Source organism: Microbacterium sp. (assembly GCF_041641055.1).
In the GTDB taxonomy this organism is placed as follows: domain Bacteria; phylum Actinomycetota; class Actinomycetes; order Actinomycetales; family Microbacteriaceae; genus Microbacterium.
The window spans coordinates 1-22,797 of the sequence record NZ_JBEPZB010000002.1; the positions used below are offsets into that span (position 1 = coordinate 1).

At 69.0% G+C, this 22,797-nt stretch carries 24 protein-coding genes and 1 tRNA gene; 19 read left to right on the forward strand and 6 right to left on the reverse strand.

What is annotated here, in order from left to right; genetic code table 11:
• Positions 1-115: 115 nt before the first annotated feature.
• Entirely contained in the window at positions 116-1,306 is a 1,191-nt protein-coding gene (locus tag ACESK8_RS01390) for a hypothetical protein (protein WP_372966983.1), read from the reverse strand.
• Positions 1,307-1,375: 69 nt separating this feature from the next.
• Here ACESK8_RS01390 and ACESK8_RS01395 point away from each other — a divergent pair, with 69 nt between their 5' ends.
• From ACESK8_RS01395 to ACESK8_RS01480, 18 genes are all read left to right on the forward strand, one after another.
• Positions 1,376-2,290: a hypothetical protein gene (locus ACESK8_RS01395; protein WP_372966984.1), complete on the forward strand. Its 915-nt coding sequence runs from the start codon at positions 1,376-1,378 to the stop codon at positions 2,288-2,290.
• Positions 2,290-3,327 carry an HAD-IIA family hydrolase gene (locus tag ACESK8_RS01400; protein ID WP_372966985.1) on the forward strand — a complete coding sequence of 346 codons (1,038 nt, stop codon included), beginning with the start codon at positions 2,290-2,292 and terminating at the stop codon, positions 3,325-3,327. Before ACESK8_RS01395 ends, ACESK8_RS01400 begins: the two co-directional genes overlap by 1 nt.
• 159 nt (positions 3,328-3,486) lie before the next feature.
• A complete protein-coding gene (locus ACESK8_RS01405) occupies positions 3,487-3,663 on the forward strand; it encodes a hypothetical protein (protein ID WP_372966986.1) in 177 nt (58 codons plus the stop codon).
• Entirely contained in the window at positions 3,660-4,457 is a 798-nt protein-coding gene (locus ACESK8_RS01410; protein ID WP_372966987.1) for a TlyA family RNA methyltransferase, read from the forward strand. Before ACESK8_RS01405 ends, ACESK8_RS01410 begins: the two co-directional genes overlap by 4 nt.
• Positions 4,454-5,368, forward strand: a complete 915-nt coding sequence (locus ACESK8_RS01415; protein ID WP_372966988.1) for an NAD kinase — start codon at positions 4,454-4,456, stop codon at positions 5,366-5,368. Before ACESK8_RS01410 ends, ACESK8_RS01415 begins: the two co-directional genes overlap by 4 nt.
• Positions 5,365-7,056 (forward strand): DNA repair protein RecN, encoded by a 1,692-nt coding sequence (recN, locus tag ACESK8_RS01420; RefSeq protein WP_372966989.1) that lies wholly within the window; start codon positions 5,365-5,367, stop codon positions 7,054-7,056. Before ACESK8_RS01415 ends, recN begins: the two co-directional genes overlap by 4 nt.
• A gap of 17 nt (positions 7,057-7,073) precedes the next feature.
• Positions 7,074-8,792 carry a CTP synthase gene (locus tag ACESK8_RS01425; protein ID WP_372966990.1) on the forward strand — a complete coding sequence of 573 codons (1,719 nt, stop codon included), beginning with the start codon at positions 7,074-7,076 and terminating at the stop codon, positions 8,790-8,792.
• 36 nt (positions 8,793-8,828) lie between these two features.
• Positions 8,829-9,425, forward strand: a complete 597-nt coding sequence (locus ACESK8_RS01430; RefSeq protein ID WP_372966991.1) for an NUDIX domain-containing protein — start codon at positions 8,829-8,831, stop codon at positions 9,423-9,425.
• Position 9,426: 1 nt separating this feature from the next.
• On the forward strand, positions 9,427-10,329 hold the full coding sequence (xerD, locus tag ACESK8_RS01435; RefSeq protein ID WP_372966992.1) for a site-specific tyrosine recombinase XerD: 903 nt from the start codon (positions 9,427-9,429) through the stop codon (positions 10,327-10,329).
• A 178-nt stretch (positions 10,330-10,507) separates the two neighbouring features.
• On the forward strand, positions 10,508-11,341 hold the full coding sequence (locus ACESK8_RS01440) for a ParA family protein (protein WP_056517281.1): 834 nt from the start codon (positions 10,508-10,510) through the stop codon (positions 11,339-11,341).
• A gap of 160 nt (positions 11,342-11,501) precedes the next feature.
• Positions 11,502-12,263 carry a ScpA family protein gene (locus ACESK8_RS01445; protein WP_372967100.1) on the forward strand — a complete coding sequence of 254 codons (762 nt, stop codon included), beginning with the start codon at positions 11,502-11,504 and terminating at the stop codon, positions 12,261-12,263.
• Positions 12,253-12,855: an SMC-Scp complex subunit ScpB gene (gene scpB / locus ACESK8_RS01450; protein WP_372966993.1), complete on the forward strand. Its 603-nt coding sequence runs from the start codon at positions 12,253-12,255 to the stop codon at positions 12,853-12,855. Before ACESK8_RS01445 ends, scpB begins: the two co-directional genes overlap by 11 nt.
• A 58-nt stretch (positions 12,856-12,913) precedes the next feature.
• Positions 12,914-13,702: a pseudouridine synthase gene (locus ACESK8_RS01455; protein ID WP_372966994.1), complete on the forward strand. Its 789-nt coding sequence runs from the start codon at positions 12,914-12,916 to the stop codon at positions 13,700-13,702.
• The gene (locus ACESK8_RS01460) at positions 13,699-14,844 is read left to right on the forward strand and encodes a prephenate dehydrogenase (protein ID WP_372966995.1); all 1,146 of its coding nucleotides are present in this window, start codon (positions 13,699-13,701) and stop codon (positions 14,842-14,844) included. The genes ACESK8_RS01455 and ACESK8_RS01460 overlap by 4 nt, the downstream gene beginning before the upstream one ends.
• Positions 14,837-15,511: a (d)CMP kinase gene (cmk, locus tag ACESK8_RS01465; protein WP_372966996.1), complete on the forward strand. Its 675-nt coding sequence runs from the start codon at positions 14,837-14,839 to the stop codon at positions 15,509-15,511. The genes ACESK8_RS01460 and cmk overlap by 8 nt, the downstream gene beginning before the upstream one ends.
• Entirely contained in the window at positions 15,504-17,024 is a 1,521-nt protein-coding gene (der, locus tag ACESK8_RS01470) for a ribosome biogenesis GTPase Der (protein WP_060927575.1), read from the forward strand. The genes cmk and der overlap by 8 nt, the downstream gene beginning before the upstream one ends.
• A gap of 187 nt (positions 17,025-17,211) precedes the next feature.
• Positions 17,212-17,412, forward strand: coding sequence for a hypothetical protein (locus ACESK8_RS01475; RefSeq protein ID WP_372966997.1), 201 nt, complete (start codon positions 17,212-17,214; stop codon positions 17,410-17,412).
• On the forward strand, positions 17,409-18,353 hold the full coding sequence (locus ACESK8_RS01480) for an NUDIX domain-containing protein (protein ID WP_372966998.1): 945 nt from the start codon (positions 17,409-17,411) through the stop codon (positions 18,351-18,353). The genes ACESK8_RS01475 and ACESK8_RS01480 overlap by 4 nt, the downstream gene beginning before the upstream one ends.
• Here the strand turns inward: ACESK8_RS01480 and ACESK8_RS01485 are convergent.
• The 5 genes from ACESK8_RS01485 to ACESK8_RS01505 all read right to left on the reverse strand — a co-directional run bounded on the left by ACESK8_RS01485 (position 18,346) and on the right by ACESK8_RS01505 (position 22,373).
• Complete coding sequence (locus ACESK8_RS01485) at positions 18,346-18,909, reverse strand: hypothetical protein (RefSeq protein ID WP_372966999.1); 564 nt, start codon at positions 18,907-18,909, stop codon at positions 18,346-18,348. The genes ACESK8_RS01480 and ACESK8_RS01485 overlap by 8 nt on opposite strands.
• Positions 18,910-19,291: 382 nt before the next feature.
• Entirely contained in the window at positions 19,292-20,749 is a 1,458-nt protein-coding gene (locus tag ACESK8_RS01490) for a DUF222 domain-containing protein (RefSeq protein WP_372967000.1), read from the reverse strand.
• A gap of 38 nt (positions 20,750-20,787) precedes the next feature.
• Positions 20,788-21,174 (reverse strand): RNA-binding S4 domain-containing protein, encoded by a 387-nt coding sequence (locus ACESK8_RS01495; RefSeq protein ID WP_372967001.1) that lies wholly within the window; start codon positions 21,172-21,174, stop codon positions 20,788-20,790.
• 123 nt (positions 21,175-21,297) lie between these two features.
• Complete coding sequence (locus ACESK8_RS01500; protein WP_372967002.1) at positions 21,298-21,750, reverse strand: hypothetical protein; 453 nt, start codon at positions 21,748-21,750, stop codon at positions 21,298-21,300.
• 44 nt (positions 21,751-21,794) lie between these two features.
• Positions 21,795-22,373, reverse strand: a complete 579-nt coding sequence (locus tag ACESK8_RS01505; RefSeq protein ID WP_372967003.1) for a GNAT family N-acetyltransferase — start codon at positions 22,371-22,373, stop codon at positions 21,795-21,797.
• Positions 22,374-22,572: 199 nt separating this feature from the next.
• Here ACESK8_RS01505 and ACESK8_RS01510 point away from each other — a divergent pair.
• Positions 22,573-22,646: transfer RNA gene (locus ACESK8_RS01510), tRNA-Pro, on the forward strand.
• The last annotated feature ends 151 nt before the right edge of the window (positions 22,647-22,797 follow it).

The following is a 22,797-nucleotide window of genomic DNA, read 5'->3' on the forward strand; positions in this document are numbered from 1 at the left end:
GGAAGCTAAGCCTCACAGCGCCGATGGTACTGCAGGGGGGACCCTGTGGGAGAGTAGGACACCGCCGGACTTCTTTTAAGCAAATGGCCACCCATCGTTGGGTGGCCATTTTGCGTTAACAACATCGAGAACAGGGAGCATCATGCCGGAAGAGGAAGAGCGCCGTCCGCGTCGCAACGACGACAATGGATCGCGCGGTCAGCGCCCCTCCGGAGGACGTCCCGATCAGAACCGCACAGGCGGTCCGCGTCGCGATGGTGGCGCACCCCGCACGGGTGGCTACAACCGTGACAACCGTGATGGCGGTGCTCCGCGTTCGGGTGGGTACAGCCGCGACAATCGTGATGGTGGTGCTCCGCGTTCGGGTGGCTATAACCGTGACAGCCGTGATGGTGGCGCACCCCGCACGGGTGGCTATAACCGTGACGGTGGCGCTCCCCGTTCGGGTGGGTACAACCGTGACAGCCGTGATGGTGGCGCACCCCGCACGGGTGGCTATAACCGCGACGGTGGCGCTCCCCGTTCGGGCGGTTACAACCGTGACAGCCGTGATGGTGGCGCACCCCGCACGGGTGGCTACAACCGCGACGGTGGCGCCCCTCGTTCGGGCGGGTACAACCGTGACAATCGTGATGGTGGCGCACCCCGCACTGGCGGCTATAACCGTGACAGCCGTGATGGTGGCGCTCCTCGCACTGGCGGCTATAACCGTGACAATCGCGATGGTGGCGCCCCTCGTTCGGGCGGGTACAACCGTGACAATCGTGATGGTGGCGCACCCCGCAGTGGTGGCTACAGCCGCGATGGTGGCGCACCCCGTTCGGGTGGCTACAACCGTGACAGCCGTGATGGTGGCGCACCCCGTTCGGGTGGGTATAACCGTGACAGCCGCGATGGTGGCGCTCCCCGCACCGGCGGGTACAACCGCGATGGTGGCGCCCCTCGTTCGGGCGGTTACAACCGTGACAATCGTGATGGTGGCGCTCCCCGCACTGGTGGGTACAACCGTGACAGCCGTGATGGTGGCGCACCCCGCACCGGTGGCTACAACCGGGACCACCGCGAGGGCGGTGCTCCTCGTTCGGGTGGGTACAACCGTGACAGCCGCGATGGTGGCGCACCCCGCACCGGCGGGTACAACCGTGATAATCGGGACTCTCGCGGCGGCGCGCCGGAGCGCGGCTCCTCGCGTTCCTACCCGCAGCGCGGGGGAGAGGGTCGCGAGCGGCCCATCCAGGCATCCGGCGATCGTCCGCGCTTCAACGACCCGCACATCCCTGACGAGGTCACGGCGCGCGATCTCCACACCTCCGCGCGTAACGAGCTGAAGACGCTCAGCAAGGAGAACGCCGAACTGGTCGCACGTCATCTCGCGATGGCATCGCGCCTGATCGACGAGGATCCCGCACTGGCGCATGAGCACGCCCTCGCTGCATCCCGCCGCGCCGGGCGTATCGCCATCGTGCGCGAGACGCTGGGAATCACCGCTTACGCCACGGAGGACTTCGCACTTGCGCTGCGCGAGCTGCGCACCTACCGTCGCATCTCGGGGAAGGACGACCAGATCGCACTCATGGTCGACAGTGAGCGTGGCATCGGGCGTCCCGACCGCGCCCTGGAGACGGGGCGTGCGGTCGATCGCACAACGCTGCCGACACCGGTCCGCGTGTCTCTCGCTATCGCGATGTCCGGAGCGCGGCTCGACCAGGGCGATCTCGAACTCGCGCTCGGCGAGCTCGAGATCCCTGAGCTCGACCCCGATCGTGCCTTCGAGTGGAGCCCGGCGCTGTTCGCGGCCCGCGCTGCCGTGCTCGAGGATCTAGGACGCACCGACGAAGCCGAGTTCTGGGCACACCGTGCCGAGGTCGCCGCAGAAGCGCTCGGCGTCGACGAGGCCGGCGACGAGGAGATCATCATCGAGGACGGCCTGATCGAGGGCGAGTTCGACGATGAGATCGACGGCGCCGAGCTGGCCGTGGACGATCACCGTGTCGAGACGCTCGACGCAGACGACGCAGACGACGCAGACGACGCTAGCGACGCCAACGACGCGAGCGACGCCACCGGTGCGTCGGTCGCCGCCGAGGGCGCTGAAGCCGTGGACACCCCCGAGGGCGCAACCGAGGCGGAGCCCTCGATCGAGTCCGAGCCGTCGATCGACGACGAGGTGCGCGAACTGCTGGGCGAAGACGTCTACGAGGCGGCCACCGAGGACAGCACCGATAGCGCTGACAGCGCTGACAGCTCGAACGGCGATCGTCGGGCTTCGGGTACGTCCGAGGAGGCGTAGTGGGGCTGTTCTCCAAGAAGGCCACGGCGTCGACTCCGCTCGACGGAGTCGACGCCGTCCTGGCCGATCTCGACGGTGTCGTCTACGCGGGTCCCGGTGCCCTGCCGCACGCGGTGGAGAGCCTGAACGCGGCCGCCGCCACGGCACGGCTGGGTTACATCACGAACAACGCGTCGCGCACAGATGCCTCCGTCGCCGCGCACCTCACGAGTCTCGGTCTGCACGTCGCACCGGCGGATGTCATCACGAGCCCCCAGGCGGCCATGCGGCTGCTGGCGGACATCGTGCCGCCGCCGGCGACGCTGCTCATCATCGGCGGGGCCGGCCTCGTCGACGAGGCGGAAAAGGCGGGATACACCGTCACCCGCAGCGCCGAGGACGCTCCGGATGCCGTGGTGCAGGGTTTCGCCCCCGAGGTGGCCTGGACCGACCTCGCCGAGGCGGCGTTCGCGCTGAAGGTCCCCGAGGAGGAAGGCGGCATCCCCTGGATCGCCACCAACACGGACTGGACGATCCCTCGCGAGCGGGGGGTCGCGCCGGGCAACGGCACACTCGTCTCGGCCGTGCACACGGCCATCGGCCGTCTCGCGACGGTGGCCGGGAAGCCGGAGACGCCGATCTTCGAGGAGGCGACGGAACGCTTCGGTGCCCGGAAGCCGCTCTTCATCGGCGATCGTCTCGACACCGACATCCTCGGAGCCATGCGCGCGGGGATCGATTCGGCGCTGGTGCTCACGGGCATCGACCGGCCGAAGCACGTTCTGGCAGCTCCCGAGGGCTCGCGTCCCACCTACATCCTCAGCGATCTGCGGGAGCTGCACGAGCCGTACCCGGTGGCCACCGTCAAGGACGGCGTGCATTCGGTCAACGGGGCTTCGGTGCGAGTGTCCGGTGCCGATGTCGAGATCGTCGCCGAGGGCGACTCGCAGATCGATCTCCTCCGCGCGGGAGCGGCCGCGATCTGGGCGTCCGGCACACCGGTGTTCGTGCTGCGCGTGCCCGAGCGGCTCTACGACGACCCCTTCCACCGTCCCTGACCTCGCTCTTCCCGGACGACCGGGGGAGCGGGTGAACGGGGATGGTACGGGCTGCCCTCTGGGCGCGCGGTCGCGGCCGCCCTGCGCCACGCGAGGCGAGCCCGAGCGCGTGCGCCGTGGCTCCGCCGACGCGTCGGCCCCGCCGCGTACAGTAGAACCGTGAGCGAAGAGACGACGAACACGCCGACCGATGGTCTGTGGAGTCGGCTGCGCCTGATCGAGGGGCAGCCGCTCGCTGCCAGAGCAGGAGCGTACTCCGGACTGCACGACGAGCTCTCCCGCCGTCTCGACAGCGGCGCGAAGCTCGACCAGCGCGACGCGCCGGGCGCCCGATGACGCGACTCGATGCCGCCCTCGCCGCGCGAGGACTCGCCCGTTCGCGCACCCATGCGGCCACACTCATCGCCGACGGACTGGTGAGCGTCGACGGGCGACCGGTCGTGAAGGCATCCACGTCCGTCGCCGACACCTCGGAGCTCAGCGTCGCGGGGGCCGATCACTACGTCGGACGAGGCGCGCACAAGCTGATCGCCGCGCTCGACGGTTTCGCCGTCTCGGTCGAGGGGCGCCTCGCCCTGGACATGGGGGCGTCCACCGGCGGCTTCACGCAGGTGCTCCGCGAGCGGGGCGCGCGTCGTGTGCTGGCCGTCGACGTGGGTCATGACCAGATGGCACCGGCTGTCGCCGCCGACCCTGCAGTGGTGGTCGTCGAAGGCTTCAATGTGCGCCACATGACGCCCGAGAATCTGCAGAGCGTCACCGGCGAGGCTTCGGCCCCCGAACTCGTGGTCGGCGACCTCTCGTTCATCTCCCTCGAACTCGTTCTCCCGGCCGTCGCGAGCGTCGCGGCGCCCGGCGCCGACATCATCCTGCTCGTGAAGCCGCAGTTCGAGGTCGGCCGCACCGCGGTGCGCGGCGGTCTCGTCACCGACCCGGCCACGCGCGCCGACGCCGTCGCGCGCACGGCGTGGAGCGCCTGGGACGCGGGACTCGGGATGCTCGGCATCCTCGCGTCGCCGATCCTCGGCACGCACGGCAACTCGGAGTATCTCCTGCACCTCGCGCCGGGGCGCGGCAGTGATCCGTCAGAATGGTCGGACCGCATCAACGCACTGGCAGGGAGACGATGAACGAGCGCAACATCCTGGTCGTCGCTCACGCCGGCCGGGACGAGACGGTGGCAGCAGCCAGACGGGTGGTCGACGAACTGCGCAGCGCTGGCGCACGCCCGGTCCTCGCTGCCGACGACAGTCTCGACCTGCAGGCCGTCGACGCGCACTTCGCCGATGTCGACGTGCTCGGCGACACCGTGCAGCAGGAGGACCTCGAACTCGCGATCGTGCTCGGAGGCGACGGCACGATCCTCCGCGCGGCCGAGCTGGTGCGCGGCTGTGCAGCCCCCGTGCTCGGCATCAACATGGGACACGTCGGATTCCTCGCCGAGATCGATCGCGATGACATGGATTCCGCTGTGCGCCGGGTGATCGCCCGCGACTACACGGTCGAGGAGCGCCTGGCCCTCTCCGTGCGCGTCAAGGACGTCGACGGCACCGTCGTCTACGAGACCTTCGCGCTGAACGAGGCGACCGTCGAGAAGGCCAGCCGCGAGCGCATGATCGAGATCGTCCTCGAGATCGACGGCCTGCCGCTGTCGAGCTTCGGCTGCGACGGCATGGTCGTCTCCACGCCGACCGGCTCCACGGCCTACAACTTCTCGGCCGGCGGCCCGGTCATCTGGCCGCGTGTCGAGGCGATCGCCGTCGTCCCGCTCTCGGCGCATGCGCTCTTCGCGAAGCCGCTCGTCGTGAGCCCGGATGCCGCGGTCGCGATCGAGATGCTCGAGGGCACCTCCGGTGCGGGCATCCTGTGGTGCGACGGGCGTCGTTCGCACGACCTTCCTCCCGGTGCGCGCGTCGTGGTGCGACGCTCGTCGCGCCCCGTGCGGCTCGCACGCCTGCATCCGACCGCCTTCACCAACCGCCTGGTGCGCAAGTTCCAGCTGCCGGTCGCCGGGTGGCGAGGGCAGGGAGCGGCGTCGTGATCGAGGAGATGCGGATGCAGGGCCTCGGCGTCATCGCCGACGCCGTGCTCCCCCTGGGGGCGGGCTTCACCGCCATCACCGGTGAGACCGGTGCGGGCAAGACCATGGTGGTCACGGGTCTCGGACTGCTGCTCGGGCAGCGTGCGGATTCGGGCGCGGTGCGAGCGGGCGCGAATCAGGCCTCGGTCGCCGGTGTGTGGATCGTCCCGGAGACCGGCGACGTCGCCGACATCGTCGCGGATGCCGGGGGAGAGCTGGAGCCTGCGGGCTCAGGCTCCGCCGAGCTCTACGTCTCGCGCACTCTGAGCGCCGAGGGACGCAGCCGCGCGAGTGTGGGTGGTCGGGCCGCTCCCGCGGGCGTGCTGTCCGCGCTCGCTGAGGAGCTCGTCGTCGTGCACGGTCAGTCCGAGCAGCTGCGCCTGCGCTCCTCGGCCGCACAGCGCGACGCCCTCGATCGCTTCGGCGGTGCTCCCATCGCCACTGCGCTGCAGGCGTACGGAACGGCGTTCGAGCGGTGGCGCGCGCTGGACGCCGAGATCACCGACATCACCGAGAACCGTGATCGTCGCGCCGAGGAGGCGACCCGCCTGCGTGAGGCCCTCGCGCTCATCGAGGCCGCCGCACCGGAGCCCGGCGAAGACGTCGCACTCGCCGCGCGTGCCGAGCGCCTCGCGAACGCGGAGGAGCTGCGGCTCGCCGCCTCCCTCGCCCACGGCGCGCTGTCGAACGAGGAGGGCGAACCGGATGCCTCCGCACTCGTCGCCGAGGCCCGCCGCGCGCTCGAGCGCGTGTCGGACGCGTCCCTGACCGAAATCTCCGAGGCTCTCGCCGACATCGGCTATCGCATCGCGGACGTCGCGGTGCAGCTGTCGACCTACCTGGCCGACCTCGACGAATCCGGTCCGCATGAGCTGGCGGCCGTCGAGGAGCGCCGGGCTGCGCTCGGCACGCTGATCCGCGCCCACGGGTCACTCGACGACGCACTGGAGCTCTGGCAGACGGGTTCCACGCGGCTCGCAGAGCTCGACGACGACGATGAGCGGCTCGTGAGTCTCGAAGCCGAACGGGATGCCGCGCGCGCCGAGCTCGACGCGAAGGCCGACGCCCTCACGAGCGAGCGCACGGAGGCCGCCCGCCGGCTGGGTGTCGCCGTGAGCGAGGAGCTGCACGCGCTCGCGATGCCCGACGCCAGGCTCGAGGTCGCGGTCACCCCGGGATCCGAAAGCACGCACGGTCGGGACGACGTCGCGATCCTCCTCGCCCCGCACCCGGGTGCCGAGCCGCGCTCGGTCGCCAAGGGGGCCTCCGGCGGAGAGCTCTCCCGGGTGATGCTCGCCATCGAGGTCGTCATCGCGGGCACCGACCCCGTGCCGACGTTCGTGTTCGACGAGGTCGACGCCGGCATCGGCGGCGCGGCGGCGATCGAAGTGGGTCGACGACTCGCCCGGCTCGCAGAGAAGTCGCAGGTGATCGCCGTGACCCACCTCGCGCAGGTCGCCGCATTCGCCACCAATCACCTCTCCGTCGTCAAAGCCAACGACGGCGCGGTCACGGCATCCAGTGTCCGCCGTCTGGACGGCCCCGAGCGCGAGGCCGAGATGGCTCGTCTGCTGTCGGGACTCGCCGATTCGGACGCTGCTCTCACCCACGCCAGGGAACTTCTCACCCTCGGCACCTCCGGCGACTGATAGGATCGAAGCCCGTGATGAACTCTTCTTCTGCGGGGCCCAAGAACGACACGACCAAGCACATCTTTGTGACGGGTGGTGTCGTTTCGTCTTTGGGTAAGGGGCTCACTGCCGCAAGCCTCGGCAACCTCCTCACGGCCCGCGGACTCCGCGTCGTGATGCAGAAGCTCGACCCGTATCTGAACGTCGATCCGGGAACGATGAACCCGTTCCAGCACGGTGAGGTGTTCGTCACGGATGACGGAGCCGAGACCGATCTCGACATCGGCCACTACGAGCGCTTCCTCGACATCAACCTGTCGCAGGCCGCCAACGTCACGACCGGCCAGATCTACTCGCAGGTCATCGCCCGCGAACGGCGCGGCGAGTACCTGGGCGACACCGTGCAGGTCATCCCGCACATCACCGACGAGATCAAGCGCCGCATGCGTCTGCAGGCCACCGAGGACCCGCGCCCCGACGTCATCATCACCGAGGTCGGTGGAACCGTCGGCGACATCGAGTCGCAGCCGTTCCTCGAGTCGGCCCGCCAGCTGCGTCACGAGCTCGGGCGTGACAGCGTATTCTTCGTCCACGTCTCCCTCGTGCCCTTCATGGGCGCATCCGGTGAGCAGAAGACCAAGCCGACGCAGCACTCGGTCGCAGCTCTCCGCCAGGTCGGCATCCAGCCTGACGCGCTCGTGCTGCGCAGCGACCGCCCGGTCAGCGAGAGCAACCGCAACAAGATCGCTCTGATGTGCGATGTCGACGCCGAGGGCGTCATCAACACGGTCGACCTGCCGAGCATCTACGACATCCCCTCGACGCTCAACGACCAGGGCCTGGACTCGTACATCGTGCGCCGCCTCGGCCTCGACCGGAAGGCCGCGGAAGAGGTCGACTGGTCGCGCTGGAGCAAGGTGCTGCACGCGGTGCACAACCCCAAGCACGAGGTCACGATCGGCCTCGTCGGCAAGTACATCGACCTCCCCGACGCCTACCTGTCCGTCACCGAGGCACTCAAGGCCGGCGGATTCGCGCAGGAGACCAAGGTCAACATCCGCTGGATCCCCTCGGACCGCTGCGAGACCCCGGAGGGTGCGCGCGAGCAGCTCGCCGCTCTCGACGGCATCTGCGTTCCCGGTGGCTTCGGCATCCGCGGCATCGAGGGCAAGCTGGGCGCGCTGAAGTTCGCGCGTGAGCAGGGGATCCCGACCCTCGGACTCTGCCTGGGTCTGCAGTGCATGGTCATCGAGTACGCGCGGGATGTCGCCGGCATCGTCGGTGCCTCGTCGAGCGAGTTCGACCCGGAGACCACCGAGCCCGTGATCGCGACGATGGCGGAGCAGATCGAGATCCTCGACGGCGGCGACCTGGGCGGCACGATGCGCCTGGGGCTTTACCAGGCGGCCCTGGCCGAGGGTTCGCTGGCCCGCGAGCTGTATGGCGCGGCCGAGGCATCCGAGCGTCACCGTCACCGCTACGAGGTCAACAACGCCTATCGCACGCGCCTCTCCGACGCAGGGCTGGTCTTCTCGGGCCTCAACCCCGACCTCGATCTCGTCGAGTTCGTGGAGCTGCCGCGCGATGTGCACCCGTACTACATCGCGACCCAGGCCCACCCGGAGCTGCGCTCGCGTCCGACCGACCCGCACCCGCTGTTCCGCGGCCTGGTCGGAGCCGCCATCGAGCGGCACCGTTCGAGCGAGCTGTTCGACGTCGAAGCCGACGCTGACTTCGGCGAAGCCGATGCGTGAGTCCGGCGAAGCCGATGCGTGAGTCCGGCGGAGCCGATGTCTGAGTCCGAGTCGATGCCCGAGTTCGACGAGCTCCGCGACGAGCCCTTCGACCCTGAGGTGCTCAGCAGCGAGGTCGCGTTCGAGGGCGTCGTCTGGAACGTCCGCGACGACCGGGTGCGCTACGGCGACGGAGAGATCCGTCGCCAGTACGTGGCGCACACCGGCGCGGTCGCGATCCTGGCTCTCGACGACGACGGCGGTGTGCTGCTGATCCAGCAGTACCGGCATCCGATCCGCCACCGCGACTGGGAACTGCCGGCCGGTCTGCTCGACGTCGCGGGGGAGGAGCCGGTCGTGGCTGCTCAGCGCGAGCTCGCGGAGGAGGCCGACCTCGTCGCCGCGCACTGGGAGCCGCTCGTCTCGTCATGGACCACCCCCGGTGGCAACGACGAGGCCATCCACATCTTCCTCGCGACCGGGATATCCGCGGCCGACACCGCCCACGCGCGTGAGGACGAAGAAGCCGACATCCGCGTCGAATGGGTGCCCCTGGATGCCGCGGTGCGAGCGGTGCTCGAGGGGCGGATGCGCAACGGCATCCTGAGCATCGGCGTCCTGGCGGCCGCGCAGAGGCTGCGCGACCGAGGCTGAGATGCAGCTCGACCGCGCGCTGGACACCTATCTGCGCCACGTCACGATCGAGCGCGGTCTCAGCGAGCACACCATCGCCGCCTACCGTCGCGATCTCGCGGCCTACCGAGAGTGGCTCGCGGCCGACGGCATCGCCGACACGGCGGAGGTCACCCCGGCGGTGGTCGGTCGCTTCATCGCCGATCGCGCCGGCGCGGAGCCCGCGCCGGCGGCCACGAGCCTGGCGAGGATGCAGTCCTCGGTCCGTGGGTGGCACCGCTTCCTCGCCAGAGAGGGCATCGAGGACGACGATCCCAGCGGCCGGCTGCGTCCGCCCAAAGCGCCGCAGCGCCTGCCCAAGGCGCTGACGATCGACCAGGTCGAGCGCCTGCTCGCCGCGCCCTCGGCGGAGGATCCGCTCGGCATCCGGGATCGGGCGCTGCTGGAGCTCCTGTACGCGACCGGGGCGCGAGTGTCCGAGGCCGTCGGGTTGGATGTCGACGACCTCGCCCACGGCGACGTGCTGCGGCTGCGCGGCAAGGGCTCGAAGGAGCGGATCGTGCCGATCGGGTCGTTCGCCCGCGCGGCCGTCGACGCCTACCTCACCCGGGTGCGTCCGGGACTCGCGGCGAAGGGGCGGGCATCGGCGCGGCTGTTCCTCGGAGCGCGAGGAGCGCCCCTCTCCCGGCAGAGCGCCTGGCTCGTGATCCGCGCGGCCGCCGAGGGGGCGCAGATCACCAGCGAGGTCTCGCCGCACACCCTCCGCCATTCGTTCGCGACCCATCTGCTGCAGGGCGGCGCCGACGTGCGCGTGGTGCAGGAGCTGCTGGGGCACGCGTCGGTGGCGACCACCCAGATCTACACCCATGTCTCGGTCGACACGCTGCGAGACATCTACGCGACCTCGCACCCGCGCGCCCGCTGAGGCGCGCCCCTTCGTCCTGACACCGAGGCAGGGCGGAAAACGTGGGATCGCCGGGCGTGAAGCGTCGATCCAGGCGGGCGATCGCTAGACTCGATCAAGCACGAAACGAGCAGGAGAATCGGTGGCTGAGAACGCGGCGAAGTCCAGGGCGAAGACGTCGAAGACCGACGACACCCCCATGGGACCCACCGGGCGTCCCTATCACGGCTTCGCGACCCCCGAACCGCTCGCCTCGCACGGTCCCGCCCGCATCATCGCGCTGTGCAACCAGAAGGGCGGCGTCGGCAAGACGACCACCTCGATCAACCTGGCCGCAGCTCTCGCCGAATACGGCCGCAAGGTGCTGGCGGTCGACTTCGATCCGCAGGGAGCGCTGTCGGCCGGTCTCGGCATCCAGACGCACGACGTGCCGACGATCTACGACCTGCTGCTCGACACCAAGCGCGACGCCCACGATGCGATCGTGCACTCCGGAGTCGAGGGCCTCGACGTGATGCCCGCGAACATCGACCTCTCCGCCGCAGAGGTGCACCTCGTCAACGAGGTCGCGAGGGAGACCATCCTCGCGCGGGTGCTCCGTCAGGTCGCGGGCGAGTACGACGTCATCCTCATCGACTGCCAGCCGTCGCTCGGCCTCCTCACGGTCAACGCGCTGACCGCCGCCCACGGCGTGATCATCCCGCTCGAGTGCGAGTTCTTCGCCCTGCGCGGGGTCGCTCTGCTGATCGAGACCATCGACAAGGTCCGCGACCGGCTGAACCCGTCGATCACGATGGACGGCCTGCTCGCCACCATGTACGACCCGCGCACGCTGCACTCGCGCGAGGTGCTGGAACGGGTGGTCGAGGCCTTCGGCGATGACGTGCTCGAGACCGTGATCGGTCGCACCGTCAAGTTCCCCGACGCATCGGTCTCCGGTGTGCCCATCACCGAGTTCGCTCCGGAGCACGCCGCCGCCCAGGCCTACCTGCGGCTGGCGCGGGAGCTGGTAGCCCGTGGCGCTGTCGCCTGACCTCGAGCCGTCAGAGACACCTGCTGCGGCCGCACCGGCTGCTGAGATCGCGACTGCTGCTGAGCCTGAGACTCCTGCTGAGACTGCGCCGTCGGCTGAGACTGCGCCGTCGGCTGAGACTGAGCCGGAGACCGCGGACGAGGTCGGATTCCGGGTCTCGCTGTCGAACTTCGACGGCCCGTTCGATCTGCTGCTGAACCTCATCTCCAAGCACGAGATGGACATCACCGAGGTGTCGCTGAGCGCCGTCACCAACGAGTTCATCGCGTACCTCAAGGAACTCGACGACGACGAGGAGCTCGACCAGGCGTCGGAGTTCCTCGTGGTCGCCGCGACCCTCCTCGATATGAAGGTCGCGGGCCTCCTGCCGCAGGGCGAGCTGGTGGATGCCGAGGCGGTCGCGCTGCTCGAAGCCCGCGACCTCCTCTTCGCCCGCCTGCTGCAGTACCGCGCCTTCAAGGAGGTCTCGGCCTGGTTCGCCCGGTGCCTGCAGCGTGAGGATCGGCGTCACGTGCGGGCGGTGCGCCTCGACGAGAAGCATCGCCGGAAGACGCCGGAGCTCGTCTGGTCGCTGAACGTCGACGACTTCGCCGCCCTGGCACTGCTGGCCTTCGCGCCGAAGGAGATCCCGCATGTCGGGCTCGACCACCTGCACGCACCGCTCGTCAGCATCCGCGAACAGGCGGCCATCGTCGTGACGCTGCTCCGCACCGCCGAGTCGGTGAGCTTCCGCGAGCTGGTGGCCGGAGTGAGCGAGCCGGGGATCGTCGTGGCACGCTTCATCTCCGTCCTGGAGCTGTACCGCCACGCGGCGCTCTCCTTCGAACAACTGGAACCCCTCGGCGAGCTGACGCTCCGCTGGGCAGCCGACTCCTGGTCGGACGAGACACTGGCATCCCTGGGAGCCGATTATGACCGATGACACGATGGACACGGCCGCACAGGAGGTCGGACGCGAGACGCCGCTCTCCGAGCGGATCGAGGCGATCCTGCTGATCATCGACGAACCGATCGGCCTCGTCGCTCTCGCCGCGGCTGTGGGGTCGCCGGTCGCGGCCGTGCGGCAGACGATCGAGACCCTCGTCGACGACTACGACGGCCGGGGGCAGGGGCCGCGCCGAGGATTCGAGCTGCGTGAGGTCGGCGGCGGATGGCGACTGTACGTCCGTGAGGACCACGACGACGTGGTCGCCGAGTTCGTCGGCGGGCAGGCTCCGGCACGGCTGTCGCAGGCGGCTCTCGAGACTCTCGCCGTCATCGCGTACAAGCAGCCGGTGACGCGCAGCCAAGTGGCCTCCATCCGTGCCGTGAACGTGGACTCCGTGGTGCGCACCCTGCTCGCGCGTGGGCTCATCACCGAGCTCTTCGCGGATTCCGAGACCGGCGCGATCAACTACGGCACCACCGACACGCTGCTGCAGCACCTGGGCATCAACTCGCTCGACGAGCTGCCGCCGATCTCGCCGCTGCTCGATGACGGTGCAGACGGCTTCGATGAGGGGACCATCCGATGAGCGCGCCGTGCGCACATCCGTCCTCTCCACACTCCAGCTTCCATGAAGGGACCATCCGATGAGCGGCTTCGAGGCACCTGAGGGCGTCCGCCTGCAGAAGGTACTGGCGGCGGCGGGCGTGGCATCGCGCCGCGTCGTCGAGCAGTACATCGTCGAGGGGCGCATCCGCGTCAACGGCGAGACCGTGACGGAACTCGGCCGACGGGTGGACCCGGAGACGGATCTGATCGACGTGGACGGCACTGCCGTGCAGCTCGACGTCTCGAAGCGCTACGTGATCCTGAACAAGCCGACCGGTGTGGTCAGCAGCATGCGGGACGAGAACGGACGCCCCGATCTCCGCCGGTTCACCGAGGACTACGAGGAGCGCCTCTACAACGTCGGCCGCCTGGATGCCGAGACGAGCGGCCTGCTGGTGCTGACGAACGACGGGGAGCTCGCGCACGTGCTCGCGCATCCGTCCTTCGGCGTCACGAAGGTCTACATCGCCAAGGTCGAGGGTGCCGTCACGGCGCAGACGATTTCGAAGCTCACCAAGGGCATCGAGCTCGACGACGGACCGATTGCGGCCGACAAGGCCCGGCTGCTCGACACCTCTCGCGGATCCAGCCTCGTCGAGCTCACGCTCCATTCGGGACGCAATCGCATCGTGCGCCGGATGCTCGCCGCGGTCGGCCACCCGGTCACCGAACTCGTCCGGCGCCAGTTCGGCCCTCTCCACCTGGGAACCCTCCCGGTTGGGAAGACCCGCGAACTGACTAAAATCGAACTGGGCGCGCTCTTGACTCTGTCGCGCCGTGATTCCGGTGTCGCCGCGGCGCCAGGCGAGCAGCAGGAGAACGAGTGACCGATACGACGAGTGCGCCTGCGGGCACTCCGAGTTCCGGCGCGCCTCGGATCGCCGCCCGCCTGTCCGGAACAGTCCGCGTCGTCGGTGCAGGTCTGCTGGGCGCGAGCATCGGGCATGCCCTGCGCGCGAAGGGGATCGACGTGGTCCTCGCCGACACCTCGCCCGCTCAGCTGCGGCTCGCGATCGACTACGGAGCCGGTCGCGCAGCGGCTGACGGTGATACGCCGGTACTGGTCGTCGTTGCCGTGCCGCCGGATGTCACCGCTGACGTCATCGAGGCGGAACTCGCTCGCTTCCCCGATGCGGTGGTCACCGACGTCGCGAGCGTCAAGCTCGATCCGTTCCGCACGCTGCAGAGCCGCGGTGTCGACCTCGCCCGGTACATCGGCTCGCACCCCCTCGCGGGGCGTGAACGCGGGGGAGCGATCTCGGCGCGTGCCGACCTGTTCATCGGACGGCCGTGGGTCGTCTGCCGCGATGCCGAGACCACGGCATCCGATCTCTCGCTCGTCGAGGCGCTGGCTCTGGACGTCGGAGCGATGCCCCTCGAGATGACCCCGGAGGAGCACGACCGGTCGGTCGCGCTGACCTCCCACGTGCCGCAGGTCGTCGCGAGCCTCCTCGCTGCGCGCCTCGCCGTGGCCGATGAGGGCGCGCTGCGCCTGTCAGGTCAGGGCGTGCGCGACACGACGCGCATCGCGGCATCCGCTCCCGAACTGTGGGTGCAGATCCTGGGCGCGAATGCGGAGCCGGTCGTCGAGATCCTCGATGCCCTCGCCGCTGACCTCCGCGAGGTCTCCGATGCGCTGCGCGCTCCGGAGGCGCCCGGTGCCCGACGCGTGGTGGCGGAGACGATCAGGCAGGGCAACGACGGCGTCGAACGGCTCCCGGGCAAGCACGGCCAGAACCAGCGGTTCGAATCGCTCGTCGTCATGGTCGACGACACGGCCGGTCAGCTCGGACGACTCTTCGGTGAACTCGGGGAGCTCGGGGTGAACGTGGAGGATCTGCGTCTCGAGCACTCGCCCGGCGCGCAGTTCGGGCTCGCTGAGATCAGCGTCGACCCTGCGGCATTGCACGGGGCGATCACCGGACTCCAGGAACGCGGATGGCGGATTGCAGGTACCACCAATGACTGACTTCATCGCGATCGACGGACCTGCCGGCTCCGGCAAGTCCAGCGTTTCCAAGGCCGTCGCCCGCAAGCTCGGCTTCGGCTACCTCGACACCGGCTCCGCGTACCGGGCCCTGGCGTGGCACGTCCTCGACCGCGGCTCCGACACGGCGGATGCCGACGCCGTGCTCACCGCCGTCGCCGAGTTCCCCGTGCGCCTCGGCCTCGACCCCGACGACCGCACGGTCACGGTCGGAGACGTCGATGTCACGGACGCGATCCGTGAGCCGTCGGTCTCCGGCGCCGTCAGCGGTGTCGCCCGTGTGCCCGAGGTGCGCGAGCAGGTCAACACGCTCTTCCGGTCGCTCGTCGCGGAGGCGCCTTACCCGGCCGTCGTCGTCGAGGGCCGCGACATCACGACCGTCGTGGCGCCGGATGCGCCCGTGCGCATCCTGCTCACGGCCGCACCCGAGGTGCGCGCCGCACGACGTGCCGGCGAGCTCGCCGGCGAGAACGCCGAGGCCGTCGCCGCCGCATTGCACAAGCGCGACGCATCCGACAGCGCCGTCGTCGACTTCCTGAACGCCGCGGACGGCGTCGAGGTCGTCGATTCGACGGAGCTCGATTTCACACAGACCATCGACGCCGTCCTCGCGGTGATCGAACGAATCCGAGGAGTACACCATGGCTGACGACGAATACGAAGGCGGCCCCGACCAGCTCGCCGAGAAGATGGAGTCGCTCGACGAGCAGCTCGCCGAGGCGCGCGCGGAGACGCTGCGTGCCGGCCTCGCCGACTACGACCTGGACGATGAGGATGCCGCGCTCCTCGCCGGCATCACCATGGGCGAGGACGGGATCCAGTTCTACCCCGCTCTGCCGGTCGTGGCGATCGTCGGACGACCGAACGTCGGCAAGTCCGCCCTCGTGAACCGCATCCTCGGCCGCCGCGAAGCCGTCGTGGAGGACACCCCCGGCGTGACGCGCGACCGCGTCACCTACAAGGCCGAGTGGGCGGACCGCCGGTTCTCGCTCGTCGACACCGGCGGCTGGGAGCCCGACGCCCGCGGCATCGACCGCTCGGTCGCCGCTCAGGCGGAGGTCGCGATCGACCTCGCCGACGTCGTGCTGTTCGTCGTCGACGCGATGGTCGGCGCCACGTCGACAGACGAGCATGTCGTCAAGCTGCTGCGCAAGAGCGGCAAGCCCGTCTTCCTCGTCGCGAACAAGATCGACGACGCCCGTCAGGAGCCCGAGGCCGCAGCACTGTGGAACCTCGGTCTCGGCGAGCCGCACCCGGTCTCCGCGATCCACGGCCGCGGCGTCGCCGACCTGCTCGATGCGCTGTTGAAGACGCTCCCCGATGTGTCGGCCGTGGCCAAGGCCGAGATCGGCGGACCGCGTCGCGTCGCGATCCTCGGGCGTCCGAACGTCGGCAAGTCGTCGCTGCTGAACAAGGCGGCCGGCGAAGAGCGCGTCGTCGTGAACGATCTCGCGGGCACCACTCGCGACCCGGTCGATGAGATCGTCGAGCTCGGTGGCAAGCTGTGGCGCCTGGTCGACACCGCCGGCATCCGTCGTCGCGTGCACATGGCGCAGGGGGCCGACTTCTACGCCTCGCTGCGCACCTCGGCCGCTCTGGAGAAGGCAGAGGTCGCGGTCGTCGTGCTCGACGTCTCGGAGACCATCAGCGAGCAGGACGTGCGGATCATCGACCTCGTGCTCGAGTCCGGTCGTGCTCTCGTCCTCGCCTTCAACAAGTGGGACCGTCTCAACGACGACGACCTCGAGAACGCCGACCGTCGCCGGTACCTCGAGCGTGAGATCGAGCAGGACCTGGCGCATGTCGCCTGGGCCCCTCGTGTGAACATCTCGGCCAAGACCGGTCGCCACCTCGACAAGCTCGTCCCGGCACTGGAGACGGCCATCGAGAACTGGGATCGTCGTATCCCGACCGGAAAGTTCAACGCCTTCCTGGCCGAGCTCGTCGCCGAGCACCCGCATCCGCTGCGCGGAGGCAAGCAGCCGCGCATCCTGTTCGGCACGCAGGCGTCGACCCGACCGCCGACGTTCGTGCTGTTCACGACGGGCTTCCTCGACCCGGGCTACCGCCGCTTCATCCAGCGCCGCCTGCGCGAGCTGTACGAGTTCGACGGCACGCCCATCGTCATCAACATGCGGGTGCGCGAGAAGCGCCAGCGCTGATTCTGAGCTGAGGTGGCTGTGCCCGCGCGGTGATCCGTGCGGGCACAGCCATTTCTGTCGGTGGTGGTGTCGGTGGTGGTGTCGGGATCGGTGCTGGTGTTGGTGCTGGTGCTGGTGCTGAGGCTGGGGCTGGTGTTGGGGCTGGGGCTGGGGCTGGGGCAGGGTCGGATGGCGGTACAGTACGCGTGTGGTGCTGGTGCTGGTGCTGGTGCTGGTGCTGGTGCTGGTGCTGGTGCTGGTGCTGGTGCTGGTGCTGGTGCTGGTGCTGAGGCTGATCCCCGGGCTGGGACGCGGGTCCTGTTTCCCCTGTTCAGGGCGGTTCTGCTGTTCCCTCGTATGTCCCGGTCGGGTGCCGATGCCTCGAGGCTGTGACAGGCTGAGGGGGTGACTGTCGTACCTCCTGCTGCTGGTGAACCGCGTCGTCCGACGGGGCCGCGAAACCCGGGTGATGCCTGGGTGGTGGCGCCGTCGGGGGAGAAGTACTGGGGCCGCTTCGGTGCGGCCGGGCTGCTCGCCGTGGATCCCACGAGGGGCATCCTGTTGCAGCACCGGGTGTCGTGGAGCCACTTCGGCGGCACGTGGGGTCTGCCCGGGGGCGCGCTGCACGAGGGGGAGACCGCCATCGTCGGCGCTGTGCGCGAGGCACAGGAAGAGGCGGGCGTGCCGGACGGCGCGGTGCGTCCTCGTTTCACGAGCGTCCTCGATCTGGACATCTGGTCGTACACGACGGTGATCGCTGATGTCGTGCAGCCGTTCGAACCGGTGATCAGCGACCCCGAGAGCGTGGCTCTGGCGTGGGTCGCTGTCGACGAGGTCGACTCTCTGCCGCTGCATCCGGGCTTCGGTCGGTCCTGGCCGGTGCTGCGTGATCTTCTCGATGTGCGTCAGACACTCGTCGTGGACGCCGCGAACGTGGTCGGGTCGGTGCCCGACGGCTGGTGGAAGGACCGGGCAGGCGCGGCCTCACGGCTTGCGGCGCGGCTGGAAGGTGTCGCCGTGCCCGCTGCCGATCTCGAACTCGGCGGAACCGCCTGGTTCCCCGAGGTCGCCCTAGTTGTCGAGGGGCAGGCACGCGATGTCGCCGTGTCTGCGGCCGAGGGAGATGCCGGCGCGTTGCCGGCGGGCGGCGTGCGTGTCGTGCGCGCTGATGCCTCGGGAGACGACGAGATCGTAGCCGAAGTGGCGCGTCTCGTCTCGGCCGGGCAGCGTGTCGTCGCGGTGACGAGCGATTGGGGACTGCAGGCGCGCGTCGTCTCTGCGGGGGCGACTCAGGTGCGTTCGGCGGGATGGCTGCTGGACGTCCTCGATGGCCACGCCCGGGTCAGATGATGGGACGGCAGGTCCGATCTGTCGAGACCGATCGCGTCGGTGACGTGGTCGGAGTAGGAGCTGCCTTCGTCGGCACGATCGCCATCCATCTCTCGATCTTCGGCGGCGACCAGTACTTCCCGTTGCGTTTCCTGCTCTTCCCCGTTGACAACCCGGTTGCTTTCGGCGCGTTCTGGATCTCAGTGGCCCTGCTCGTCGTCGCCGTGGTCCGGGCGGGTCGGGCGAGTGCGTGGTCCGTCCTGAGCCCGAGCGGCGCGCAGACGGTTGGGCGGTCGAATCTGCCTCCTGGGACGCAGGTGGATGCGCGGTCGGCCGCATCAGCAGGGGAGCAGCCCGGCGCGCAATCGGCATCCAGCCCGAGCACGCCTGCGGGCGAACGGGTGCCCGCGCTCCGCTTCGACATCGCCACCGGTGCGGTGACGCGGCGCGCCTTGAGGGTTGCTGCCGTTGTCGCTGCGCTCAACGCGCTCTTCATGATCGTTTTCCCGATCGCGATCATCGTGGTGTTCGCGGTGATCTTCGCAATCGCCGCGGCATTGATCGGGGGCGTGTACATCGTGCTCCGCGCCGTGGCACCGGAGCGCGCTCGTGTGGTCAGGCCGGGCAGCGCTCACGCGGCTCGACCGGGCGCTGGCCAGAATGTCCGACCGGGCGATGATCAGAGTGCTCGACCGGGCGAGGGCCAGAGTGCTCGACCGGGCGAGGGCCAGAGTGGACGACCGGGCGCTGGGCGGAGTGGACGGCCGGGCGATGGGCGTGGGCACGAATCAGGAAACGAACGCAGGTCGGACCGGGGCTGACGCTCGACGATGTCACAAGAATCCAGTCAGCCGCATCCGTTCGGACGCAGTCGTTCAGACGCATCCACCCGGCCGAACCGGGTCGGGTGAATCCGTTCGGACGAATCCGTTCGGCCGAATCCGGTCAGACGCATCGGATCAGACGAACATCACTCGACGCTGCGGTGGGTCGGCGTAGGACCTGCCGAGCGGACTGGTCCAGGTGACGGTCCCATCGGGCAGTTGCCGAGCGGACCATCGGTGACGATCGTCGATGTCGGGATGTTTTAGCGAGTGATGAGTCCTGCAGAAGTGGCTCAGATTGTCGACGTGCGTCCGCCCGCCACGAGCATGGTCATGGTTGTGATCTATCTCGCAGCGATGCACCGGCATTCTGCACCCGGGGAAGCGGCAATGCTGGTCGCGAGCGCGCAGGTATCGACGTATCGACTCCGACGGGGTGTAGGAGTCCGTCTCGCGCACGAGGCCGGTCGGTGTGAGGAAGAGCCGAGTCCATCCGCCGTTGCAGCCGGCCAGTCGCCGGGCGACCTCGGGATCGAGCGGGCCGTGGCCGTCGAGCTCGGCGGGCCGATCGTCGGCGCCGATGAGCGTGCTGGCTGCGACCGTCACCTGAATGCGTGCCGAGACGTTCTCGAGCCCGGAGCCGTTCACTGCGCTCGGATCGGCAGCGAGCAGCAGATCGGTGAGAAGGTCTGCGCGGATCTGGTCGAACGTGCGCTGATCGCCCGCGAGGTGTTCGATGTCGGGACTCGTCGGATCGGTCATCGGGTCGACGGGCGTGGTGAACGGATCGGTGGTGAACGTGCCGTCCTCGCCGACGATGATGCCGCCATCGAAGTAGGCGTCGTAACGCGGGTCTTCGGGGGAGAAGTCGTCGAGGTGGCGGGAGTCCTCCGGAGCATCCGTCGGTTCGAGGACGGGCTCGCGTTCGTCGCGCGTGCGAGCCACCTGTCGCGCCATACGCGTGAGTCGATCGTGGATGGCCACTGCCACCCATTCCGGAAGGATGGCCGTGAGCACCGCTAGTCCATCGTCGACCGACCTGACGGTGACTGAACGCTCATCGATGGCCTTGCGCTGCTTCTCGACGACGGTCAAACCGACGAGCGCTGCCGCGGCCTTCCGCGCGCGGATCCCCGTCCGCGCTACGGTGTCCTGTTCAGCGATCACGACAGCGGCCGTCTCATACAGGGTCATCGTGTCCGGCTCCACGCGTCCCGCCCGTACGGCGTCATCGACGATCTCACCGGCCCGCACGATCTCACGGACGTGGCGAGCGGTGATGGCCCCCGCTTCGAACGCGGCGCGCACCGTCGGCATGGTCCTGTGCAGCGTTCGGGCGTCGGTGAAGCCGTACTCGACGGAGCCTGTCGTCAGATGTCCGGCTGCGGAGTACTCGGCGATCATGGATCGGTAGATCGAGTCGCGATGGTGCGGGCTGTCGGCCACATCGGCGTCGTGGACGGCGATCCGCTCGACAAGGAGCCCGTACGCCTCGGCTTCGAGCACGGCGATCTGCCGCCGCTTCTCGAGCCAGTCATCGAGCAGGCGGCGGCGTTCCTCGAGGTCGAGGTCGAGATCGGTGGTCCGCGGCATGTCTCGAGTTTAGAACGTATGTTCGATATATGGGAGAGTCAGCCCAGGTATATACCGTCATCCTCCGGGCGGCGACCTCGCAGCTTGTCGATGTCCCGGCGTTCGCGTTTGGTCGGTCGGCCGGCGCCGCGATCACGGAGGCCGAGCGCCGCCTGCGGCTCCCGCTCCGGCGTGCGGTCCTCATATGCCAGCGCTGCGAGGGGCGCGCCAACTCGCTTGACGAGCAGCTGGCGGACGATGAGGATCCGGTCGAAGCCGGCGATGCGCACGCGAAGTTCGTCGCCGATGCGAACGTGCTGGGCGGCCTTCACCTTGTCGCCGTTCACCCGTACATGCCCCGCGCGGCATGCCGTCGTCGCCGCGGAGCGTGTCTTGTACACGCGGATCGCCCACAGCCAGCTGTCGACCCGTGCGGCGTCGGCCATCAGGAGTCTCCTCTGCGCGAATCGGTCGAGGGGCCACGCCGAAACGACTCCACTGGGGGAGCGGCGGACGGGCGGCTGTGCGGCATCCCTCCATCGTATGGCTGCACCATCCGGATGGGCCGTTCAGGACTCGACGGTGACCTGCGTGACCTGGCCGTCGGCGCCGAGATGCACCGCCGGCCAGTAGCCCTCGGGGAAATGCTCGCCGCAGGTGTCGGTGAAGTGGAGCACGATGGTGCCGTCGTCGGACGCCTCGACCGTGTCGAGGGTCAGATCGGATGACGCGGCCTCGAGTTCGTGCGGTTCGGGCGTGCCGGTGCTGAACGCCGTCACCACGGCATCCGTCGCCAGCCGTCGCAGCAGAGGAAGGGCGGTGATCGTCTCGCGGACGTGCGGGAGGAGTGCGCTCGCCTCATCGGCGTTCGTCCCCTCGATCATGAGCTCGAGCTCGGCGCCGTCGAGCTCGATGCTGCCGGCATACCAGTCGTGGGTCAGGATCGTGCCGTCCGAGAGCTCGGTCGTCGCGCGGGTCAGCGTGCCGAGTTCGGGGTCGTTGATCGGATGCTCATCGCTCATGAGTCCACGCTAGTCGTCCGCACCTCGACACAGGCGGGTCGCGCTCAGAGACTGAGCGACACGAGCGTGCGGCCGGGCTTCATCTCGGTCTCCACATCGAAGCCCGCAGCGATGAACGTGCCGAGCGTGCCGTGGAACAGGTCATTCGTCCGCTTCTTCTCACCGCCGGTGTCGACCGGGTAGCCCTCGATGAGGCGCGCCCCCGACGAGCGCGCGTAGTCGACAGCTGCCCGCAGCAACTCGGCGTTGAGTCCTGATCCTCGATGCTCGCGTCGGACGACGAAGCACGTCACCGCCCAGACCGATTCGTCATCGAAGGGCTCGGTGGTCGCGGACGCGATCATCCGCGTGCGGGGGATCCGCCCCTGCTTCGTACGCGGGCCGATGCGGATCCATCCGGCAGCTTCCCCGTCGACGTACGCGATCAGACCCGGCGGAGGACCCGCCGCGATCTCATCTCTCAGCATCTCCGTGCGTTGCGGAGTCGTCGTCGCATCCCAGTCCTTATTGCTCAGCATCGGCCAGATGCACTGGCAGCTGGCGCCGTCGCCGCCGCCGGTGAGGGCATGCTGCACGTCATCCCATCGCGAGGCCGTCGCCACTTCCGTCGTGATCGTCACCATGCCCGCGACGCTACGCCGGACCTCCGACAACCCGCAACGCCCGGCGCTCACTCGGTTCGCGGAGCGCGGCCGGGTGGGGCTAAGATAGGGGAGTTGCCTGCGCGAGAGTGCAGAACAACGGGCTGTGGCGCAGCTTGGTAGCGCACTTGACTGGGGGTCAGGTGAGTTAGAGCGGCGGGATTGTCCGAAAACTAAACAACGGGATGTGGCGCAGCTTGGTAGCGCACTTGACTGGGGGTCAAGGGGTCGCAGGTTCAAATCCTGTCATCCCGACAAAAAGCCCTGGTGAGAGGCAACTTTCACCAGGGCTTCGTCGTTTCTGGGCGTGGTCACTGCCTGGTCCACTCGGCCGATACGGCTGATCTGCCCGCCGGTGAAGTGGACCACTCGTGTTTGACGCCGACGTTGCCGGAGTGGACCAAAA